Origin of the sequence: Nocardioides sp. (genome assembly GCF_051876515.1) — a bacterium.
GTDB lineage: Bacteria > Actinomycetota > Actinomycetes > Propionibacteriales > Nocardioidaceae > Nocardioides.
Window position 1 is genome coordinate 1 of the sequence record NZ_JBJEHY010000129.1, and the last position, 18,608, is coordinate 18,608.

The window sequence follows — 18,608 nt, forward strand, 5'->3', positions numbered from 1 at the left end:
TGATGACGCCGGTCACCTCGGTGCCGTAGCGGTCCACCAGGAAGACCGCCGCGTCCTCGGCGGCCCGGTCCAGGGTGGCGCGCAGCTCGGCGTCGGTCCGCAGCCGCTCGGCGAAGGCCTCGACCTCGCTGAGCACCCAGACGCGTACGGCGCCGTCGCTGTCGCCGAGCGAGCCGAGGAGCGCGTTGCGCAGGGCCTGCCACAGCGAGATCGCGGTCTCGGAGAGCTGCGGGTGGTCGAGCAGGCGCTCCTTGAACCGCTCGGCGCGCTCCGCGGTCGAGGGGTCGTGCAGCAGGTCGTGGGCGAGCTGGCCCAGCATCGAGTCGAGAGCACCGCGGGCGTGGTGGTGCGGGTCGGAGCGGATGTCCTCCACCCAGCGCACCGCCTCGGCGTGCACCCGTACGGTGACGGCGTCGTTGAGCCGCGGCGGGCTCCACCACGGGGCCCGCTCCCCCAGCACCTGGGTGAACGTGTCGGCGTTGCCGACCAGCCACCGGTGCAGCTCCTCCAGACCGAGGTCGACCACCCCGCGGTGCAGGTCGTCGGCGAGCAGCTCGGTGAGCGTGGTGCCCAGCACGGGGGCGATCGGCTCGGAGCGGAAACGCGGCACCAGGGCGAGCTGGACCACGTCGCGCACGTGCTCGTCGCGGACCTTGGTCAGGGCCACCCCGACGATCTCGGAGGCCTCGTCCACCACGCGCCGGGCGTGCGCCGGCTGCCCCAGCCACTCACCCACACGCGCCGAGATCGTCGCGGCCGCCACGCGGTCGCGCACGATCTCCTCGTGCAGGAAGTTCTCGCCGACGAACTGCTCCAGGCCACGGCCCAGGTCGTCCTTGCGCCGGGGGATCAGCGCCGTGTGCGGCACCGGCAGCCCCAACGGGTGGCGGAACAGCGCGGTGACCGCGAACCAGTCGGCGATCGCACCCACCATCGACGCCTCCGCGCCGGCGTTGACGTACCCCCACACGCCCTCGCCGTCACGGGTCAGCACGTAGACCACGGCGGCCAGCACGAGGAGTCCACCGGCGACCACCTGCATGCGGCGCAGGGCGCGCAGACGCTCGGCGTCACCGGTGGGGTCGGGGGTGACCAGCGCGATCGGGGCGGTCACGGGAGGAGACACAGGCATGTGGGCATCCTCCCCCCTCGTGCCAGAATGCGTCGCATGGCACGCACCGTGATCACGTTCGGCACCTTCGACGTCTTCCACGTCGGACACCTGCGGGTGCTCGAGCGCGCCGCCGAGCTCGGCGACCGTCTCGTCGTCGGCGTCTCCGCCGACGCGCTCAACGAGCGCAAGAAGGGACGGGTACCGGTCTTCAGCCAGGCCGAGCGCCTGGCGATCGTGTCCGCGCTCAAGGTGGTCGACGAGGTCTTCGTCGAGGAGTCGCTGGAGCAGAAGCGCGACTACATCGTGGAGCACGGCGCCGACGTGCTCGTCATGGGCGACGACTGGGCCGGCAAGTTCGACGAGTTCAACGACGTCTGCAAGGTCGTCTACCTCGAGCGCACGCCGGCGATCTCCACCACCGCGATCATCGAGCACATCGCCGACATGTGAATGGCCCGCATGCACCGCACCCTCGCCACCGCCCTCGCGACGCTGGTGGCCGGCGCTCTCGTCGTGACCTCGTGGGTGCCCGCCACCGCGACCGCCCCGGGCAGCGCGCAGCCGCCGGAGGGAGACTCCGCGGAGCCGTACGCCTCGCCGCTCGAGGCCCTGGCCTCGGCCGAGTCCGTACGGCGGGGTGAGGGCGACGAGGGTGCGTCGATGACGCTCGCGCTGCGCGACCTGTGGGTGGCCCGTCCCGACCTCGGCGACGACGAGCGCGACCGTGCCGACGCGGTGCTGTCGCGTCCCACCGACGACAACCCCGGCCCCGGGGGCGCGTACACGGTCGACTCCGAGCGCACCTGCGGCGAGCACACCTGCGTGCACCACGTGCCCACCACCGCCGACGCACCGCCGAGCCGGGCCTGGGTGCGCCGCTCGCTGCGCGCGGTGGAGGCGAGCTGGACCCGCTACGTCGACGGGCTCGGCTACCGCGCCCCGCTGCGCGACGGCTCGCGCGGCGGCGACGGGCGCCTCGACGTCTACCTGGTGGACCTCGGGCCCGGCCTGTACGGCTACTGCGCCCCCGAGAGGCGCCGTGCCGGACGTACCGCCACGGGCTACTGCGTGATCGACAACGACTTCGGCAGCGCCGACTACCCGTCGGGGACCCCCACCTCCAACCTGCGCGTGACCGTGGCGCACGAGCTCTTCCACACCGTGCAGTTCGCCTACGACGTGCGCGAGGACCGCTGGCTCATGGAGGCCTCCGCCACCTGGGCCGAGGAGCGGGTGGCCGACGCCGTCGACGACAACCGCCAGTACCTCCCCTATGGCCAGCTGCGGCACTCCGCGCTGCCGCTGGACCTCGGCGACACCCACGCGTACGGCAACTGGATCTTCTTCGAGCACCTCGCCGGACGCTTCGGCGACGCCGTGGTCCGCTCCGTGTGGGAGCAGGCCGGGTCGCTCAAGAAGGACGGGCGCCGCCAGAGCCTGGGCGCACTGCGCGCGGTGCTGGCCCGCCGTGGCGGCCTGGCCGCGCACTACGCGCTGTTCGCCGCCGGCAACACGGTGCCCGCAACCACGTACCCCGAGGGCGACGCCTACCGCGCCCCCGCACCGGCCGAGCGTTTCCGCCTCGCCGCCGGCCACCGCTCGGTGGCACGCAGCACCCGCATCGACCACCTGGCCTCGCGCACGTTCCGGTTCGTCCCGGACTCCTCCCTGGCCAACGGGTCCCGCCTGCGCCTGGGGGTGGTCGCGCCGGGGTTCGGCCGGGCCCGCGTGGTCGTGCGCGCCGCCGACGGGACGGTGCGGCAGCGGACCGTACGCCTCACCAAGGGTCGCGGCAGCCTCGTCGTCCGCTTCGACCGGGACAGCACCTCGTGGGTGGGCCTCACCCTGGCCAACACGTCCACGCGGATGAAGTGCGGCGTCACCCCGCGCACGGACCTGTCCTGCGGCGGTCGGGCGCTCGACGACGACGCCCGGTTCCGGCTGACCGCGAGCGCCCTTCGCCCCTGACCCCGGGCGCCCCTGATCTCAGGCCGCCGACAGGGCCAGCAGGCTGTGCAGCGCTGCGGTGCACTGCTCGACGAGGCGACCGAGCTCCGGCTGGTCGGCCGGGTCCGCGGCGGGGTCGGACCAGCTGAGCGCCCGGTCCTCGACGTAGGCCCACCACGCGTGCACGACGGGTCGTTCCTGCGCGGGTGACGTGTCCTCCCCCGCCCCGAGCGCGTCCAGGACGCGGTCGGTGAGGGTGTTCCGGACCGTGCCGAACACCTCGCTCACCCGCGGGTCACCCAGCCCGTGACCGTGCACGAGGGCGAGGTAGAAGGTCCGGCGCCGGGCGATCTGCTCGACCATCAGCCGTACGGTCTCAGCGACGCGTTCCTCGCCCGGCAGCGACTCGTCGGCGTGGACGTTGCGCAGGATGCGGCGCCCGGCCGCCTGCACGCAGGCCAGGTAGAAGTCGGTCTTGGTCTCGAAGTAGTGGAACAGCAGGCCGCGCGAGATCCCCGCCTCGGCGGCGATCTGGTCCATGGGCAGGTCCTGGATCGGGGTCTCGATGATCTTCGACAGCCCGATGCCGATCAGCTGGCGGCGGCGCTCGACGGCGCTCAGGCGTCGGCGGCGCTCGGGTGCCGGAGAAGTCTGGTCCACACTGTTGAGCATTGCTCAACAGTGTGGTTGGGTCAACTCATGGACTTCTCCCTCTCCCCCCGCGCCGCCGACCTGCGCGAGCGCGTCCTGGCCTTCGTGACCGACGAGATCGAGCCGGTCGAGGCCGAGGTGCACGAGCACCACAAGCGCCAGCGCGAGTCGGGCGGCGACAACTGGGCTCCGCACCCCGTCGTCGCCGAACTCAAGGCCAAGGCCCGCGCCCAGGGACTGTGGAACCTCTTCCTGCCCGCCGAGCACGCCGGGTGGTACGCGCGGGAGTTCGGCACCGACGGCGGCGAGGGGCTCAGCAACATCGACTACGCCCCGCTGGCCGAGGTGATGGGGCGCTCGATGCTCGCTCCCCTGGTCTTCAACTGCAACGCCCCCGACACCGGCAACATGGAGGTGCTGCTGCGCTATGGCACCCCCGAGCAGCGCGCCGCCTGGCTCGAGCCGCTGCTGCGCGGCGAGATCCGCAGCGCCTTCTGCATGACCGAGCCGGGCGTCGCCTCCTCGGACGCGACCAACATGGCCGCCACCGCCGTCCTCGACGGCGACGAGGTGGTCATCAACGGCACCAAGTGGTTCTCCACCGGGGTCGGCCACCCCGACTGCGCCATCTTCGTCTTCATGGGACTCACCAACCCCGACGCCGACCGGCACTCGCGGCACACGATGGTGCTGGTGCCGCGCGACACCCCCGGCGTACGGATCGAGCGGATGCTGCCCACCATGGGCTACTACGACGAGCCGCTGGGCCACGGCGAGGTCTCCTTCACCGACGTACGGGTGCCCGCCAGCAACATCCTGCTCGGCCCCGGCCGCGCCTTCGAGATCGCCCAGGGCCGCCTCGGCCCGGGCCGCGTGCACCACGCGATGCGCACCATCGGCCTGGCCGAGCGGGCGCTCGAGCTGGGCTGCCGCCGCGCCAAGGAGCGGATCGCGTTCGGCAAGCCGATCGCCTCGCTGGGCGGCAACCGGGAGCGCATCGCCGACGCGCGCATCGCCATCAACCGCTCCCGCCTGCTCGTCCTGCACGCCGCGTGGCTGCTCGACCAGGGCATGTCCCGCGAGGCGCTGTCCGCGGTGAGCGAGATCAAGGTCGAGGCCCCGGCGATGGCCCTGGACGTCATCGACATGGCCATCCAGCTGCACGGCGGCGCCGGCATGACCGACGACTTCCCGCTCGCCGCGGCGTGGGTCGGCGCGCGCACGCTCCGCCTGGCCGACGGACCGGACGAGGTGCACCGCAACGTGGTGGCCAAGATCGAGCTGGGCAAGTACGCGTGAGCCGGCGGGTCCTGGTCACCGGGGCGGCCTCGGGCCTCGGCGCGGCGCTCGCCCGGGCGTACCGTGACGCCGGCGACGACGTGCTGGCCACGGACCGTACGGACGGCGCGGGCGTCGATCTCGTCCTCGACGTCACCAGCGACGACGACTGGGCTGCGGCGCTGGCAGCCGTACGGGAGCGCTGGGGCGGGTTGGACGTCCTGGTCAACAACGCCGGCATCGCCGGGGGCGGGCGGGTCGACGTCTCCACGCTCGCCGAGTGGCAGCGCCTGGTCGACGTCAACCTGCTCAGCCTGGTCCGCGGGACGCAGACCTTCACGCCCCTGTGGAAGGCGCAGGGCAGCGGGCACGTCGTCAACGTGGCCTCCCTGGCCGGCCTGGTGCACCCCGCCGGGATGGGCGGGTACAACGCCACGAAGGCCGCCGTCGTCGCCTTCACCGAGACCCTCGGCCACGAGCTCGCCGACTTCGGGATCCGCGCCAGCGTGGTGTGCCCGTCGTACTTCCGCTCCAACCTGGTGGCCTCCCTCAGCGGCGCCGACGAGGCGGTCGGGCAGGTGGTCGGCAGGCTCATCGACGCCTCTCCCCTCACGGCCGCGGACATCGCGGAGGCGACCCTGGCCGCGCTCGAGGCGGGCGACGACCTCGTCCTGCCCGACGCCGCGGGCCGTCAGGCCGTCGACCTCAAGCGCACCGACCGGGCCACCTACGACGCCGTGATGCGGCACCAGGCCACCGCCCTGCACGCCGCCGCGCAGCGGCAGGAGGAGAACCGATGACCACGCCCCCCGAGCCCGACGCCGTGCGCGACGCCCGCGACGTCCGCGCCGAGGACGGCTTCGACGTCGACGCCGTCGCCACCTGGCTGCGTGAGCACGCCACCGACCCCACCGGCCTGGACGGCACCCCCGAGGTGCGCCAGTTCGCCGGCGGCGCGTCCAACCTGACCTTCCTGCTGCGCTGGCCCACCCGCGACCTGGTCGTACGGCGTGCGCCGCGCGGCACCAAGGCACGCGGCGCCCACGACATGGGCCGCGAGCACCGGCTCCAGAGCTCGCTCGCCGGCCACTTCGACTACGTCCCGGCGATGGTCGCGCACTGCACCGACGAGTCCGTCATGGGCGCGGAGTTCTACGCCATGGAGCGCATCGACGGGTTCGTGCCGCGCAGCGAGTGGCCGGCCGACGTGCCGCTGTCACCCGAGCAGGCCCGCGCCCTGTGCCTGCGTACGGTGGAGGTCCTGGCCGAGCTGCACGCCGTCGACCCCGACGCGGCCGGGCTGACCTCGCTCGGCAAGGGTGAGGGGTACGTCGGCCGCCAGGTCGGCGGCTGGGCGACGCGCTACCGCAACGCCCGCACCCCCGACGTGCCCGACAACGAGCAGGTCATCGCCTGGCTGGAGGCCAACCAGCCCTCCGACGTCGCGACCTGCGTGATCCACAACGACTTCAAGCTCGACAACCTCGTCCTGGACCCGGCCGACGTCACCCGCGTCGTCGGCGTCCTCGACTGGGAGCTCGCCACCCTCGGCGACCCGCTGATGGACCTGGCCTGCTCGATGGCGTACTGGGTCCAGGCCGACGACCCCGAGGACTTCCAGATGGTCCGGCGGGTGTCCACGCACCTGCCCGGGATGCTGACCCGCGACGAGGTCGTCGCCGAGTACGGCCGCCTCACCGGCCGTACGGTGACGCCCGAGCAGTGGCGCTTCTACGAGGTGTACGGCCTGTTCCGGCTGACCGCGATCGCCCAGCAGATCTACTACCGCTACTTCTACGGGCAGACCACCAACGAGGAGTACGCCGTCTTCGGCCCGGCCGTGCAGATCGTGTCGCGGCGCCTCGCCACCCTGGTCGACGGGGACGACGCGTGAGCCGGCTGCTGCTGGTGCGCCACGGCCAGGCCTCGTTCGGGGCCGAGGACTACGACAACCTCTCCGAGCTCGGTACGGAGCAGTCGCGGCTGCTCGGTGCCGCCCTCGCCCGTCGCGGCGTGGTGCCGACCGCCGTGGTCACCGGCGGCATGCGCCGGCACCGGCAGACCGCGGACGCACTGCTGGCCGGCGGCGGCTGGGACCTGCCCCGCTCGGTGGACACCGGCTGGGACGAGTTCGACCACCTGCAGGTGCTGGCCGTCCACGGGGCCCCCGACGACCCGGACGAGGCGGCCAGCAAGGCCGGATTCCAGCGCTGGTTCGAGGAGGCGACCGCGCGGTGGATCGGTGGTGGCGAGGACGACGCGTACGACGAGTCGTTCCGCACCTTCACCACCCGCGTCGAGGACGCCCTGCGCCGCGCGGTCACCTCGCTGCACGACGCCCCGCGCAACAGCACCGTCGTGGTGTGCACCAGCGGCGGCCCCGTCGCCTGGGCGGCCACCACCCTGCTCGGCGGGGGCGCCGACCTGTGGCTGCGGCTCAACCCGACCACCGTCAACTCCAGCCACTCCACCGTCGTGGTCGGCTCGCGGGGCACCACACTGGTGTCGCTCAACGAGCACGGCCACCTCCCCGTGGACGCGATCACCTACCGCTGACGCGGTCACCGAAAGGACCTGCCGTGCCCACCACCCTGATCACCGGGGCCTCCTCCGGCCTCGGCGCCGAAATGGCCCGCCAGCTCGCCGTCCGCGGCCACGACCTGGCCCTGTGCGCCCGTCGTACGGACCGGCTCGAGGAGCTGCGTGCCGAGATCCTCGCCGCCCACCCCGACCGCACCGTGTCGGTGCGCGCGCTGGACGTCAACGACCACGACGCCGTCTTCGAGGTCGTCAACGCCTTCGCCGAGGAGTTCGGGCACCTCGACCGGGTCGTGGTCAACGCCGGCCTCGGCAAGGGTCAGCCGCTCGGCACCGGCCGCTTCGACGCCAACCGGGAGACCGCGCTGACCAACACCATCGGCGCGCTGGCGCAGACCGAGGCGGCCGCGGCCGTCTTCCGCGCCCAGGAGGCCGGGCACCTCGTGATGATCTCGTCGGTCTCGGCCGTGCGCGGCATGCCCAGGAACATCACCACGTACGCGGCCACCAAGGCGTTCGTGGCCCACCTGGCCGAGGGGTTCCGCGCCGACGTGCTGCGGATCCCCGGGATCAAGGTCACCGTGCTCTACCCGGGCTACATCGAGTCCGAGATGTCCGGCAGTGCCGCCACCACGCCACTGATGGTCGACACCGCCACCGGGGTGCGTGCCATGGTGGAGGCGATGGAGAAGGGCGTCGCCTCGGCCCGCGTCCCGGCGTGGCCGTGGGTGCCGGCCGGGTTCGCGCTCAAGGTGCTGCCGCTGCGGCTGGCCCGGAAGCTGATGGGCTGAGCGGGCCCACTCAGGCGGAGGTCTCCGCGGGGCTCCGGCGCCGCCGGCGCGAGGAGCCCACGAACGCGGACGCGATCGCGACGAGCAGGACCGTGATCACCGCCGCGGCGACCAGCACCCGCCCCAGCCCCTGGCTGGCGACGTCGAGGAACGCGTACGGCACGGTGGCCGTGGTGCCGTCCGGCATGCCGTACGACGGGTCGAACAGCGCCGCCCGCGCGAAGGTGTAGACGATCCACGCCATCGGCCAGCCGATGAAGGCCAGGTCGCCCCAGCGCCACGGCGTCCCCGGCCCGACGAGGAGGCCGCCGACCGCGAGGCACGGGACGACGACGTGCAGCCCCTTGTCGAGCCACCAGTCCAGGCCGCTCAGGGAGAGGTACGGGCCGATCAGCAGGGCGAAGACGACGAAGGTCAGGCTGATCCCTGTCAGCGCGGCCAGCCGCAGCAGCCGCAACCACCGCACCCCGGGCGCGACGCCGCCCAGCAGCGCCACGCTCGTCGCCAGCACCAGCAGGTTGGACTGGATGGTGAAGTAGCTGAAGAAGTTGAGCACCGACAGTCCCTGCCGGGCGCTCACCACGAGCTGCCCCACCACCGCGACCAGCACGACCACCACCGTGGCCGCGTGCCAGGCGCGCTGCACCCCGGTCATCTCCACCCCCGTCCGCGCCCGGTGGGCCGGGCGCGGCCTCACCCTACGCGGCTCAGTACTCCGGCTCGGGCTCCCGGGTGATGTGCATCGCCGCCTCCTCCGCGCTCGCCCCGGCACCGTCGATGCCGACGTCGCGGGCGACCTCCTGGCCGTCGGTGTCCACGCCGTACCCCTCGTCGGGCTGCACCAGGCGGCCCGCCCGCTGGTCGCGCTCGTCGAGACCGATCTGGTCGTCGAGGGCGTTCTCGTCGGTCCAGCTGTCCTGATCCGCGTACGGGTCGACGTCCGGCTCCTCCTGGGCCAGCCGACGGTCCAACCCCTCCCCGGCGCGCTCCTCGGCGGGCGTCGGGAAGTCGTTGTAGCCGTACGGGGGACGGTCCGGGGGCGAGTAGCCCCGGTCCAGGACGTCGCTCAGCTCAGCGTCGTCGAGCGTGTCCCCCGGCTGGAGCTGGTCCTCGTCGTCGACGGACATGTCGCCGTACAACTCGCGGTCGCTCATGGCTCCTCCTGCGGTCAGGGGTACGAGGGGTCTCCTCGTACCTCCACCTTCGTCGTCCGGACGGCCCCAGACAAGGGGCCGAGGACCCCGTCAGGAGGGACGGTGGACTCAGAGCCGCGGAGTCAGCGTCCGCGTGGCTTGCGGACCGCCTCACGGGTCAGCGCATCGGTGAGCAGCGCGACCAGCGCCTCCGTCTGGACGTCGGCCGAGGAGGTGACCTCCTCGTCGGACCCGTCGAGCGCGCGGGCAGCGAGCCCGGCCTTGGAGTCGATGAGCTCCGCGATCCGGGTGTCGATGGTCTGCGCGGCGATGATGCGCCACGCGGTGACCGGGTCGGACTGCCCGATGCGGTGCACGCGGTCGATCGCCTGGGTCTGCTCCGCGTCGGTCCACGACAGCTCGGCCAGGACGACGTTGGAGGCCACCTGGAGGTTGACGCCCACGCCGGCCGCGGAGAGCGAGCAGACGATGACCTGGACGTCCTCGTCGTTGACGAAGGCGTCGATGGCGTGCTCGCGCGCCTTGGGCGTCTGGTCGCCGCGGATCGAGGTGTGCTTGAGGCCCCGACGCGTGAAGGTCTCCTCGGCGATGTCCATCACGTCGACGTGACGGGCGAAGAAGACGACCTTGCCGACGTTGCGCGCCAGCTGGGCTGCGTAGTCGGCGGCCAGGCCGGCCTTGGCGTGGCCGATGCGGCGCAGCATCGAGAAGACGTTCTCCCCGTTGGTGGAGGTCTCCATCTCCTCGCGCTCCCACACCGCCACCCGACGGACCAGCTCGTGGTCGATGCCGTCGACGACCGTGCCGGCGCGGCGCGTCTCCAGCGCCGCGTGGTAGCGCTGCACCAGGCGTCGGGCGAGCTCGGCCTCGGCGGCCCGGATCGAGCGGCTGTCCTCGTCGTCCAGCTCCACGGGGATGTCGGCGACGCGACGGGCCGGGATGTCGGAGGCGACCTCCGCCTTGCGGCGACGCACGATGCCCATGTCGATGACCGCCTTGCGCGCGGCCGGGTAGAACGCAGGCTCGGCGGGCGTCAGCCCGGTCTCCTCGAGGGAGTCGATGAGCGTCGGCAGCGGCTTGACGTCGTCGATCCAGCCGAGGAACTGCCAGATCGCGCGGAAGTCCTCGATGGTGTTGATCAGGGGCGTGCCCGTGAGGGCCATGAGCAGCGGGCGGGCCGTGCGCGAGCGCAGCCGCTCGGACAGCTCGAGCACGTGCTTGGAACGCTGGGAGGACTTGTTCTTGATGAAGTGCGCCTCGTCGACGACCATCCCCTTGAACCCGAAGTCGCCGAGCCAGCCGACGTGGCGGTCGAGGATCTCGTAGTTCACGACCACGATGTCGGCGAACGCGTCGACGTTGTCACCGTCGCCGTGGATGACCGTCGCGCGACGGCGCGGCGTCCAGCGCTCGGTCTCGCGGGCCCAGTTGGTCTTGACGACGTTGGGGCACACCACCAGGAGCGGGTACGCGTCGGCCGCCTGCGCGGCGAGCAGCGCCTGCGCGGTCTTGCCGAGGCCGGGCTCGTCGGCGAGCAGGAACGTCCGGTGCCCCTCGGCGACGGAGGCGATGAGCCGGGCCTGGTGCGGCATCAGCTCGAGCTTGCCGGGCGCCTTGAGCGAGGACGCCTCGGGCAGGTCCATCCGCGAGGAGCTGCCACCGAGCTCGAAGGAGCGGAACAGCGGCCCCAGCAGCTCCCACGAGTCCAGCCGGTGGCTGGTGGTGCGCCGCTGCTGGCCGATCTCGAAGTCGGGGCGCAGGAACGGGTTGGACAGCTTGCGGCGGCGTACGGACAGAGGCGTCACACGACGCTCGGCGCTGGGGTCCTCCTCGACCGGGGCCGGCTCCTCGACGACCACCTCGATGCCGGCCTTGCGCAGCATCTCCACGCGCAGGTCCTGCGCGGCCTCGGAGAAGACCGCGTCCTCGGCGAGCAGCGTGAACAGCGACGGGTCGCGGGTGGCGGTCTTGGCCAGGATGGTGGCGATGCCGTCGAGACGCTTCAGCTCGTCGTTCTTCTGCGCGTCGGTCAGGCTCGTGGCCGCCTTCACCTCCGTACGGTGCTCGCGGGCGAGCGTGGCCACGACCTGGAAGCGCGTGCGCTGCGTGGGCGACAGCGGTCCGCGCTGGACGGCGGACTCGATCTCGCGCACGGCGCGGGCGAGGACGGGGACGATGCCCTCGTTGTCCTTGTGCCGGGCGTGGGCAGGGGTGCGTCGTCCGCCACGCTGGCGCTGGCGCTGAGCCAAGAGAGGTCCTCCCGTGAGGGTCCTGCACGATGGTCGCGTTGACCGGCCGGCTCGGCGCTGAGGCTGGTTGGCCACGGCGCAGAGGACGCGCGGGCATCGCGACGGATGTCGAATCCCGAGCCATCGGGTGGCTCCCGCCACCGAGTGCGACGCGGGTGGAAGCCTCGGCGTGCGTGGGATGCGTCACCAGCGTACCTGCCCGAGCGTCCCAACGCCCATCTGGCCCACCGGGCGGGTCGCGCGCGGGGTGGCACGAGGTCCCACCAGATGCACGAAGCGCCCCGGGTGCCGCTGGACATGTGTAAGTTGCACGTCGGTCCACCGTCGTCGGTGGCCAGCAACAGACAGGAGCTCCACGCGTGACCGAGCAGACCCGGTCGTCGGCCGCCGACGACCGTCAGGCTCGTTGGATCCTCGCGGCTCTGTGCTTCGGCGGCCTGAGCGCTGCCCTCATGCAGACGCTGGTGATCCCGATCCAGGGCGACCTGCCCGCCCTGCTCGGCACCTCGCGCAGCAACGCCTCCTGGGTGGTGACCGCGACGCTGCTCGCCGGCGCCGTGGTGATGCCGGTCGCCGGCCGCCTGGGCGACATGTACGGCCGCCAGCGCGTCCTGGCCGCCAGTGCGGCGCTGATGGCCGCCGGGTCGGTCGTGTGCGCGTTGTCGGACACGGTCGTACCGCTGCTGGTCGGTCGCGCGATGCAGGGCCTGGCGATGGGGTACATCCCCGTCGCGATCAGCCTCGTGCGCGAGGTGATGCCCCCACGCCGGGTGCCCACCGCGATCTCGGTCATCTCCGCCACGATGGGCGTGGGAGGCGCGATCGCGATGCCGCTGGCCGCGTGGATCGCCCAGGAGCACGACTGGCACGCCCTGTTCCTGGTCTCCACCGTGGTCTCCCTGATGGTGCTGACCACCACCCTCCTCGTGATTCCCCACATCCGTCCCGCCGGCAACGCCCGGCTCGACGTGCCCGGGGCTCTCGGTCTGGCCGTGGGGCTCGGCGGCGTCCTCGTCGGGGTGTCGAAGGGGAACGAGTGGGGCTGGGGCTCCCCGGCCACGCTCGGCTGCCTCCTCGGCGGTCTCGCGGTCCTCGTCGGGTGGGGCCGCTACCAGATCGGGCAGCGTGAGCCGCTCGTCGACCTCCGCCTCAACGCGCAGGGGCCGGTGCTCATCACCAACCTGGCCGCCATGCTCGTCGGGTTCGGCATGATGGCCAGCTCGATCGTGGTCCCGCAGCTGCTGATCCTGCCCGCCGAGACCGGCCACGGACTGGGCCTCACGCTGCTCGAGTCGGGGCTGTGGATGACGCCCGGCGGGCTCGTCATGCTCGTCCTGGCGCCGTACTCGGGCCGGCTGATCGGCCTGATCGGTGCCCGCGCGACGCTGGCGATCGGCGCGGGCGTCCTCACCGCGAGCTACGTGTTCGCCGCGTTCAACATGTCCGAGCCCTGGCACCTGCTGGTGACGATGTGCGTCGGCTCGGCCGGCGTCGCCCTGGCGTACGCGGCGATGCCGACCCTGATCCTCGACCACGTCCCCCTCTCCGGCGCGGGGGCCGCCGTCGGCCTGAACGGCCTCATGCGCTCGGTCGGCACGACGTGCGCGGGCGCCGCGATGGCGGCGGTGCTGAGCTCGCGCACCATGGAGTTCGCCGGCTCGCAGGTCCCCACGCAGACCGCCTTCACCCTCTGCTTCGTGGTGGGCGTCGTGGCCTGCCTGGTGGGCGCCGGAGTTGCCCTCGCCATCCCGAGGGGTCAGGCTGCGGGCAGCCACTGACCGGCCCGCCGGGCCCCGGGAAAGGACCTCTGACCGTGCGCCTGCTCGCCGCCACCGCTCTCCTGCTGCTCTGCACGACCGTGACCGCGTGCTCCGCCGACACTGAGGAGGGCGGCGGGCCGGTCGCCACCCACACCGCGCTCGACGGGAGCACGTACAACTCCGTCGACGTGGAGTTCGCCAGCGGCTCCGTCCCGCTGCTCGCCGACGCGATGGTCCTCGTCGACGAGGCCCTGGCCCGTGAGGTGTCACCGGACACCCGCGCTCTGGCCGAGCAGGTCCGCGACGGCCGCGGCCCCGAGATCGAGCAGCTCGTCACGTTCCTGGGCGACTGGGGCGAGGAGGTCCCCGAGACCGCGCGCGACCACGCCAACGCCGAGCACGGCGACCCGACCGAGGACCCTGCTCCCGGGCCGACCGCCGACCCGGCGTACGAGCGTCAGTGGGCCGCGGAGATGACCGAGAAGCTCGAGAAGGTGCTGACCCTCGCCGAGCGGCAGGTCGCCGACGGCGCCGACGAGGACGCGACCGCCCTGGCGGAGCAGATGAAGGTCAACCTCGCCGAGCTGGTCGAGCTCCTCGAGTCCGCCTGAGGATCAGCCGCACTCGTCGAGGGCCTCGAGGATGGACGACGACACGGCGGCCAGCACGTCCACCTGCTCGGGCGTGAGGCGGTCGAAGACGAGCCGGCGGACCTGGGCGACGTGGCGCGGGGCCACCTCGCGCACGACCTCCATACCCGTGTCGGTCAGCACGGCGTACTGGACGCGCCGGTCGGCGTCACAGCGCACCCGCTCGACCCAGCCGCGGCCGACGAGGACGTCCACGGCGTGGCTCAGGCGGGACGGGGTGGTGCCGGTGGAGCGCGCGAGCTCGCCCATCGACAGGGTGCGGTCCTCGGCCTGGGAGAGGAGCGCGAGCATCGAGTAGTACGCGTGGGAGATGCCCACCTCCTCGCGCAGCTGGGAGTCCAGCGCGTGCGGCAGCACCTGGACCACCCGCACCAGCGGGAGCCAGGCGGCCATCTCGTTGTCGTCGAGCCAGCGGGTCTCCTGCTCGAGGTCCGTGGCGGTGCTCATCGCGGCCCACTTCCGTTGTTTGAAGATTGAACTCTGTGGGTGCAACGCCCCCGTCGGCGGGAATGTTCCCCGGCTGGCCCGCCCGGTCGATGCGTGCCACCATGGCAGCCAGAGACCCACCACGGGGCTCTCCGGACGAGGGGTGCCGTACCCGGCCAGCGACAAGACGGTGCTTCAAGGAGTTGTCATGGCGTGGATCGTTCTCATCGTGTCCGGGATCTTCGAGGCCGTGTGGGCCGTCGCCCTCGGTCGCTCCGAGGGGTTCTCCCGTCTCGTCCCGTCGATCGTCTTCTTCGCCGCCCTGGCGGTGTCGATGGGCGGCCTTGCGTACGCGATGCGCACGCTGCCGATCGGCACGTCGTACGCCGTCTGGGTCGGCATCGGCGCGAGCATCGCGGTGGCCTACTCGATGTGGACCGGCGACGAGGCCTTCTCGTGGGTCAAGGTCGCCCTGATCCTCGGGATCGTCGGCTGCGTGATCGGGCTCAAGGCCGCCCACTGAGTACCGCGACGGACTGGCCGCCGGACCTCAGCTGGCCATGAACAGGATGGCCTCGCGGTCGTACTCACGACCGGGGTGCTCGGCGGCCAGGTGGGTCTGCACCTTCTCGACGAGGGTGTCCTCGTCCTCGGCGGTGATGTACTCGCCGCAGGGGCAGTTCAGGCGGGTCTTCATCGGGTTCTCCTCAGTCGGTTGGACAGGTGTCCAAGCATAACGACGGTACGGCGGCCCGACCAGCGTCGGACCGCCGTAGCGCGGTGTCGTGGACCGGTCAGTCCAGCGCGAGCCCCGAGGCCGGCGCCACCCGGGCCGCGCGACGGCTGGGCAGTGCACTCGCCACGACCCCGCTCAGCCCGGCGACCAGCACGACCACCAGCAGCTGCACCCACGGCACCGAGAAGGTCGCCTCGACCAGCCCGGCGAGCATCACCTGGACCCCCACCCAGGCGAAGGCCAGACCGATCGCAACGCCCAGGAGCGTCGCCACGCCCGCCAGCAGCACGCCCTCGACCGCGAGGGTGCGGCGCAGCTGGGTCCGGGTGAGGCCCATCGCCCGCAGCAGCGCGTTCTCCCGGGTGCGCTCCAGGACCGACAGGCCCAGCGTGTTCGCGATGCCGATCAGGGCGATCAGCACGGCGATGCCGAGCAGCCCCACGACGGCGGCGGTGATGACGTCCATCTGGGTGTCGATCCAGGACCGGTCGGCGTAGCCGCCGCCGATGAGGACCTCCACCCCGGCAGTGGCACCGTTGACCGCGGTCTCGAGGTCGCCGGCGTCGGCGCCGTCGGCAGCACGTACCCACACGGCCGTCGGCTGCGGGTCGCCGCCCAGGGCGGTGAGCGTCGCCGCCGAGACCACGCCGGCCTGACCGTACGCGTCGCTCAGCCGCACGCTCAGCGTGTGGACCTCGCCGGCGACGCGCACGTCGACCGTGCCGTCGGTGTCGATCCGCTCCGCGGCCTTGTCGGGGAGCCCGACGTACGTCTCGATCGGCAGCACCAGGTCGACGCCCTCGAAGGGGTCTCCCCCACGGAGCACCGCGGAGCTGCCCGCCGCCACCAGCGGCACCTCCTGGCCGCCGATGGTGGCCCGCACGCCGTCGAGCACCTCGACGGCCTGGACGGCGTCGCTGCCGGCGAGCGTCTCGCCGACGCCGTCCGGCAGCGCCCCGGAGGTCGCCACGGCCACGGCGTCGAGCGGGTACTGCTCCTCGGTCTCCTCGGCCATCGCGCCGGAGATCGTCCCGAGTCCGGTCAGCACCGCGGTGGTGAGAGTGACACCGACCATCAGCGAGGCGGTCGTGGTGGCCGTACGGCGCGGGTTGCGCACCGCGTTGGAGGTGGCCAGCCGCGTGACGGTCCCGCGCGACCCGGCGCGCGACGTCAGGCGGCCGGCCGCACGGACCAGGGCCGGCACCACGAACGGACCGACGAGCAGGACACCGGCGAAGGCGAGCCCGCCGCCCGCGAACATCACGACCAGCGACGTCGCCACCTCGTCGAGGTTGACCGCCAGGGCCAGGACGCCCGCGCCCAGCAGCACCGCCACCGCACCGGTGGCCAGGCGCAGCCGCCCGGCCGTGCTGCGCGCGTCGAAGCCACCCGCCGGCCGCAGCGCGGCGAGCGGCGAGATGCGGGTGACGTTGCGCGTGGGCAGCCACGCGGCGGCCAGGGTGACGACCACGCCCACCGCCGCGGCGCCGAGCACCCAGAGCAGCTGGAAGGACGGCAGCCCCAGGACGTCGGTCCACAGCCCGGCCAGCGCGGTGAGTCCGTACGCGGCGGCGACGCCGGCGACGACGCCGACCAGGGCCGCGACCACGCCGAGGACCAGCGCCTCCACGCGCACCGAGCGCCGCAGCTGCTTGCTGGTGACACCCACGCAGCGCAGCAGCGCGAAGTCGCGGGAACGCTGCGCGAACAGGATGGCGAACGTGTTGGTGATGACCAGGATGGCCACCCCCAGGGCGATGGCTGCGAAGACCTGGACGAGCAGGGCGATCACGTCGACCCCCTGGGTCACCTGGGACTGCAGCTCGGCGACGTGGTCGGCGGTGGTCCGTACGACGGTGTCGGCGCCGAGCACGTCCGCGGCGCTCGAGGCGGGTCCGTCCCACAGGACGCCGGAGACCCACACCCCGTCCACGCGGGCCAGGTCACTCCACAGGAGCTGCACGTCGGAGCCGTTGACCGGGTTGGTGGTGATCCCCACGACCGTGCCCTCCACGGCCCCCTTGCCGGTGCCCACGACGAGCGGGTCCCCGAGCGACAGGTCGCGCTTGGCCGCCACGGCCTCGGTGACCAGCAGGTCCCCGGCCTGCGCCGGCTGGGTGCCGTCGACGAGCGTCTGCCACTGGAGGTCGGCCCGGTCGGGGGCGACGCCGACGTACGTCTCGAAGGTCGACCCTGACCCCGTGCGCGCGGCCACCCACCCCTGGGCGACCGCGCTGGCGTCGACGCCCTGCTTGCCGGCGGCGGCCAGGACGGAGTCGGCCTCCTCCACGGAGGCCGCCTCGACGATGTGGGAGGCACGCTCGTACGGCGCGCCCACGTCGGCGGTCATCCCGCTGCGCAGCGCACCGGCGAGCCCGTCGGTGGCCACGATGAACGCGACGCCGATGACGACGGCGAGGGCGGAGGCGACGTACCTGCGGGTGTTGTGCCGCAACGAGGCGAGGAGCACGGTGCGCATCAGGCGACCTTGCTGCGCAGCGCGGCGACGAGCTCGTCCTGGCTGGGGTCGACCAGGTGGGCGGCCACCGAGCCGTCACGGATGACGACGACGTCGTCGGCGTACGAGGCGGCCTCGAGCTCGTGGGTCACCATGACGACCGTCATGCCCTGCTCGCGGACGCTGCGGCGCAGGTGGCTGAGCACCTCCGCGCTGGCCTCGGAGTCGAGGTTGCCGGTCGGCTCGTCGGCGAAGACGATGTCGGGACGGGCGACGAGGGCGCGGGCGATCGCGACGCGCTGCTGCTGCCCGCCGGAGAGCTCGCCGGGCAGGTGGCCGAGGCGGTCGGCCAGCCCGAGGACCCCCACCACGGCGTCGTAGTGGGCGCGGTCGACCTCGCGGCCGGCCAGCTCGAGCGGGAGCAGGATGTTCTGACCGGCGGTGAGCATCGGCAGCAGGTTGAACGCCTGGAACACGAAGCCGATGTGCTCGCGCCGGAAGAGCGTCAGCGCGGTGTCGTCCATGCCCCTCAGCGTGGTGCCGGCGACGACGACCTCACCGGAGGTGGGGACGTCCAGACCGGCGAGGCAGTGCATCAGGGTCGACTTGCCGGAGCCGGAGGGCCCCATGATCGCGGTGAAACGGCCCGCCGCCACGTCGAGGTCGACCCCGCGCAGGGCGTGCACCGCGCCGGGGCCACTGCCGTAGGTCTTGGTGAGGTCCCGGGCGCTGGCGGCGGGACGGCCGGTGCCGGTCTGGGACGTGGTCGAGTACGTGGCTGCTGAGGTCATGCCTCCATGCTTCTCGTCACGAGGCACCCGGGCGTCGGCCCCGGGACCGAACCTCGGGTCCTCCC

19 protein-coding genes and 1 riboswitch are annotated in these 18,608 nt (G+C 72.8%); of the genes, 10 read left to right on the forward strand and 9 right to left on the reverse strand.

The annotated features are described in order from the left end of the window. The coding region (locus tag ACI379_RS09240) for a DUF445 domain-containing protein (protein WP_439791796.1) at positions 1–1,132 on the reverse strand (1,132 nt) is incomplete at its 3' end. A 36-nt stretch (positions 1,133–1,168) separates the two neighbouring features. Between ACI379_RS09240 and ACI379_RS09245 the strand changes: the two genes are divergently transcribed. Both ACI379_RS09245 and ACI379_RS09250 read left to right on the forward strand, forming a co-directional pair. After that, the gene (locus ACI379_RS09245; RefSeq protein ID WP_439791797.1) at positions 1,169–1,564 is read left to right on the forward strand and encodes an adenylyltransferase/cytidyltransferase family protein; all 396 of its coding nucleotides are present in this window, start codon (positions 1,169–1,171) and stop codon (positions 1,562–1,564) included. A 9-nt stretch (positions 1,565–1,573) separates the two neighbouring features. Further along, on the forward strand, positions 1,574–3,082 hold the full coding sequence (locus ACI379_RS09250) for an MXAN_6640 family putative metalloprotease (protein ID WP_439791798.1): 1,509 nt from the start codon (positions 1,574–1,576) through the stop codon (positions 3,080–3,082). 18 nt (positions 3,083–3,100) lie between these two features. On the opposite strand, the gene ACI379_RS09255 is transcribed toward ACI379_RS09250, so the two are convergent. After that, positions 3,101–3,733, reverse strand: coding sequence for a TetR/AcrR family transcriptional regulator (locus ACI379_RS09255; protein WP_439791799.1), 633 nt, complete (start codon positions 3,731–3,733; stop codon positions 3,101–3,103). 27 nt (positions 3,734–3,760) lie between these two features. Between ACI379_RS09255 and ACI379_RS09260 the strand changes: the two genes are divergently transcribed. From ACI379_RS09260 to ACI379_RS09280, 5 genes are read left to right on the forward strand one after another with little or no spacing between them, the layout of a single operon-like run. Next, a complete protein-coding gene (locus ACI379_RS09260) occupies positions 3,761–5,011 on the forward strand; it encodes an acyl-CoA dehydrogenase family protein (protein WP_439791800.1) in 1,251 nt (416 codons plus the stop codon). Continuing rightward, positions 5,008–5,790 (forward strand): SDR family NAD(P)-dependent oxidoreductase, encoded by a 783-nt coding sequence (locus ACI379_RS09265; RefSeq protein ID WP_439791802.1) that lies wholly within the window; start codon positions 5,008–5,010, stop codon positions 5,788–5,790. Before ACI379_RS09260 ends, ACI379_RS09265 begins: the two co-directional genes overlap by 4 nt. Beyond that, entirely contained in the window at positions 5,787–6,884 is a 1,098-nt protein-coding gene (locus ACI379_RS09270) for a phosphotransferase family protein (RefSeq protein ID WP_439791803.1), read from the forward strand. The genes ACI379_RS09265 and ACI379_RS09270 overlap by 4 nt, the downstream gene beginning before the upstream one ends. Next, a complete protein-coding gene (locus ACI379_RS09275) occupies positions 6,881–7,546 on the forward strand; it encodes a histidine phosphatase family protein (protein WP_439791804.1) in 666 nt (221 codons plus the stop codon). The genes ACI379_RS09270 and ACI379_RS09275 overlap by 4 nt, the downstream gene beginning before the upstream one ends. 23 nt (positions 7,547–7,569) lie before the next feature. Continuing rightward, positions 7,570–8,319 (forward strand): SDR family oxidoreductase, encoded by a 750-nt coding sequence (locus tag ACI379_RS09280; protein ID WP_439791805.1) that lies wholly within the window; start codon positions 7,570–7,572, stop codon positions 8,317–8,319. A gap of 10 nt (positions 8,320–8,329) precedes the next feature. On the opposite strand, the gene ACI379_RS09285 is transcribed toward ACI379_RS09280, so the two are convergent. The 3 genes from ACI379_RS09285 to ACI379_RS09295 form a co-directional block, all read right to left on the reverse strand. Further along, positions 8,330–8,974 carry a Pr6Pr family membrane protein gene (locus tag ACI379_RS09285; RefSeq protein WP_439791806.1) on the reverse strand — a complete coding sequence of 215 codons (645 nt, stop codon included), beginning with the start codon at positions 8,972–8,974 and terminating at the stop codon, positions 8,330–8,332. A 52-nt stretch (positions 8,975–9,026) separates the two neighbouring features. Further along, positions 9,027–9,473 carry a DUF5709 domain-containing protein gene (locus tag ACI379_RS09290; protein ID WP_439791807.1) on the reverse strand — a complete coding sequence of 149 codons (447 nt, stop codon included), beginning with the start codon at positions 9,471–9,473 and terminating at the stop codon, positions 9,027–9,029. Between the two features lie 122 nt (positions 9,474–9,595). Then, entirely contained in the window at positions 9,596–11,722 is a 2,127-nt protein-coding gene (locus ACI379_RS09295) for a DEAD/DEAH box helicase (protein ID WP_439791808.1), read from the reverse strand. Positions 11,723–12,081: 359 nt separating this feature from the next. Between ACI379_RS09295 and ACI379_RS09300 the strand changes: the two genes are divergently transcribed. Together ACI379_RS09300 and ACI379_RS09305 are read left to right on the forward strand one after the other, a co-directional pair. Next, positions 12,082–13,500 carry an MFS transporter gene (locus tag ACI379_RS09300; RefSeq protein WP_439791809.1) on the forward strand — a complete coding sequence of 473 codons (1,419 nt, stop codon included), beginning with the start codon at positions 12,082–12,084 and terminating at the stop codon, positions 13,498–13,500. 35 nt (positions 13,501–13,535) lie between these two features. After that, positions 13,536–14,093 (forward strand): DUF305 domain-containing protein, encoded by a 558-nt coding sequence (locus tag ACI379_RS09305; RefSeq protein ID WP_439791810.1) that lies wholly within the window; start codon positions 13,536–13,538, stop codon positions 14,091–14,093. A 3-nt stretch (positions 14,094–14,096) separates the two neighbouring features. Here ACI379_RS09305 and ACI379_RS09310 read toward each other — a convergent pair whose 3' ends face one another. After that, on the reverse strand, positions 14,097–14,579 hold the full coding sequence (locus tag ACI379_RS09310) for a MarR family winged helix-turn-helix transcriptional regulator (protein ID WP_439791811.1): 483 nt from the start codon (positions 14,577–14,579) through the stop codon (positions 14,097–14,099). 108 nt (positions 14,580–14,687) lie between these two features. Next, positions 14,688–14,755, forward strand: a riboswitch (guanidine-III (ykkC-III) riboswitch). A gap of 11 nt (positions 14,756–14,766) precedes the next feature. Here ACI379_RS09310 and ACI379_RS09315 point away from each other — a divergent pair. After that, positions 14,767–15,081: a DMT family transporter gene (locus ACI379_RS09315; RefSeq protein ID WP_439791812.1), complete on the forward strand. Its 315-nt coding sequence runs from the start codon at positions 14,767–14,769 to the stop codon at positions 15,079–15,081. 27 nt (positions 15,082–15,108) lie between these two features. Here ACI379_RS09315 and ACI379_RS09320 read toward each other — a convergent pair whose 3' ends face one another. The 3 genes from ACI379_RS09320 to ACI379_RS09330 all read right to left on the reverse strand — a co-directional run bounded on the left by ACI379_RS09320 (position 15,109) and on the right by ACI379_RS09330 (position 18,543). After that, on the reverse strand, positions 15,109–15,255 hold the full coding sequence (locus tag ACI379_RS09320; protein WP_439791813.1) for a hypothetical protein: 147 nt from the start codon (positions 15,253–15,255) through the stop codon (positions 15,109–15,111). A 97-nt stretch (positions 15,256–15,352) separates the two neighbouring features. Further along, positions 15,353–17,773 (reverse strand): ABC transporter permease, encoded by a 2,421-nt coding sequence (locus tag ACI379_RS09325; RefSeq protein ID WP_439791814.1) that lies wholly within the window; start codon positions 17,771–17,773, stop codon positions 15,353–15,355. Next, on the reverse strand, positions 17,773–18,543 hold the full coding sequence (locus ACI379_RS09330) for an ABC transporter ATP-binding protein (RefSeq protein ID WP_439791815.1): 771 nt from the start codon (positions 18,541–18,543) through the stop codon (positions 17,773–17,775). Before ACI379_RS09330 ends, ACI379_RS09325 begins: the two co-directional genes overlap by 1 nt. Between the last annotated feature and the right edge of the window lie 65 nt (positions 18,544–18,608).

Bases quoted from the DNA above. Each gene is read 5' to 3' on its own strand.
- ACI379_RS09245 (WP_439791797.1), top strand. From the start codon at position 1,169: ATGGCACGCACCGTGATCACGTTCGGCACCTTCGACGTCTTCCACGTC.
- ACI379_RS09250 (WP_439791798.1), top strand. From the start codon at position 1,574: ATGCACCGCACCCTCGCCACCGCCCTCGCGACGCTGGTGGCCGGCGCT.
- ACI379_RS09255 (WP_439791799.1), bottom strand. From the start codon at position 3,733: ATGCTCAACAGTGTGGACCAGACTTCTCCGGCACCCGAGCGCCGCCGA.
- ACI379_RS09260 (WP_439791800.1), top strand. From the start codon at position 3,761: ATGGACTTCTCCCTCTCCCCCCGCGCCGCCGACCTGCGCGAGCGCGTC.
- ACI379_RS09270 (WP_439791803.1), top strand. From the start codon at position 5,787: ATGACCACGCCCCCCGAGCCCGACGCCGTGCGCGACGCCCGCGACGTC.
- ACI379_RS09285 (WP_439791806.1), bottom strand. From the start codon at position 8,974: ATGACCGGGGTGCAGCGCGCCTGGCACGCGGCCACGGTGGTGGTCGTG.
- ACI379_RS09290 (WP_439791807.1), bottom strand. From the start codon at position 9,473: ATGAGCGACCGCGAGTTGTACGGCGACATGTCCGTCGACGACGAGGAC.
- ACI379_RS09310 (WP_439791811.1), bottom strand. From the start codon at position 14,579: ATGAGCACCGCCACGGACCTCGAGCAGGAGACCCGCTGGCTCGACGAC.
- ACI379_RS09315 (WP_439791812.1), top strand. From the start codon at position 14,767: ATGGCGTGGATCGTTCTCATCGTGTCCGGGATCTTCGAGGCCGTGTGG.
- ACI379_RS09320 (WP_439791813.1), bottom strand. From the start codon at position 15,255: ATGAAGACCCGCCTGAACTGCCCCTGCGGCGAGTACATCACCGCCGAG.
- ACI379_RS09325 (WP_439791814.1), bottom strand. From the start codon at position 17,773: ATGCGCACCGTGCTCCTCGCCTCGTTGCGGCACAACACCCGCAGGTAC.
- ACI379_RS09330 (WP_439791815.1), bottom strand. From the start codon at position 18,543: ATGACCTCAGCAGCCACGTACTCGACCACGTCCCAGACCGGCACCGGC.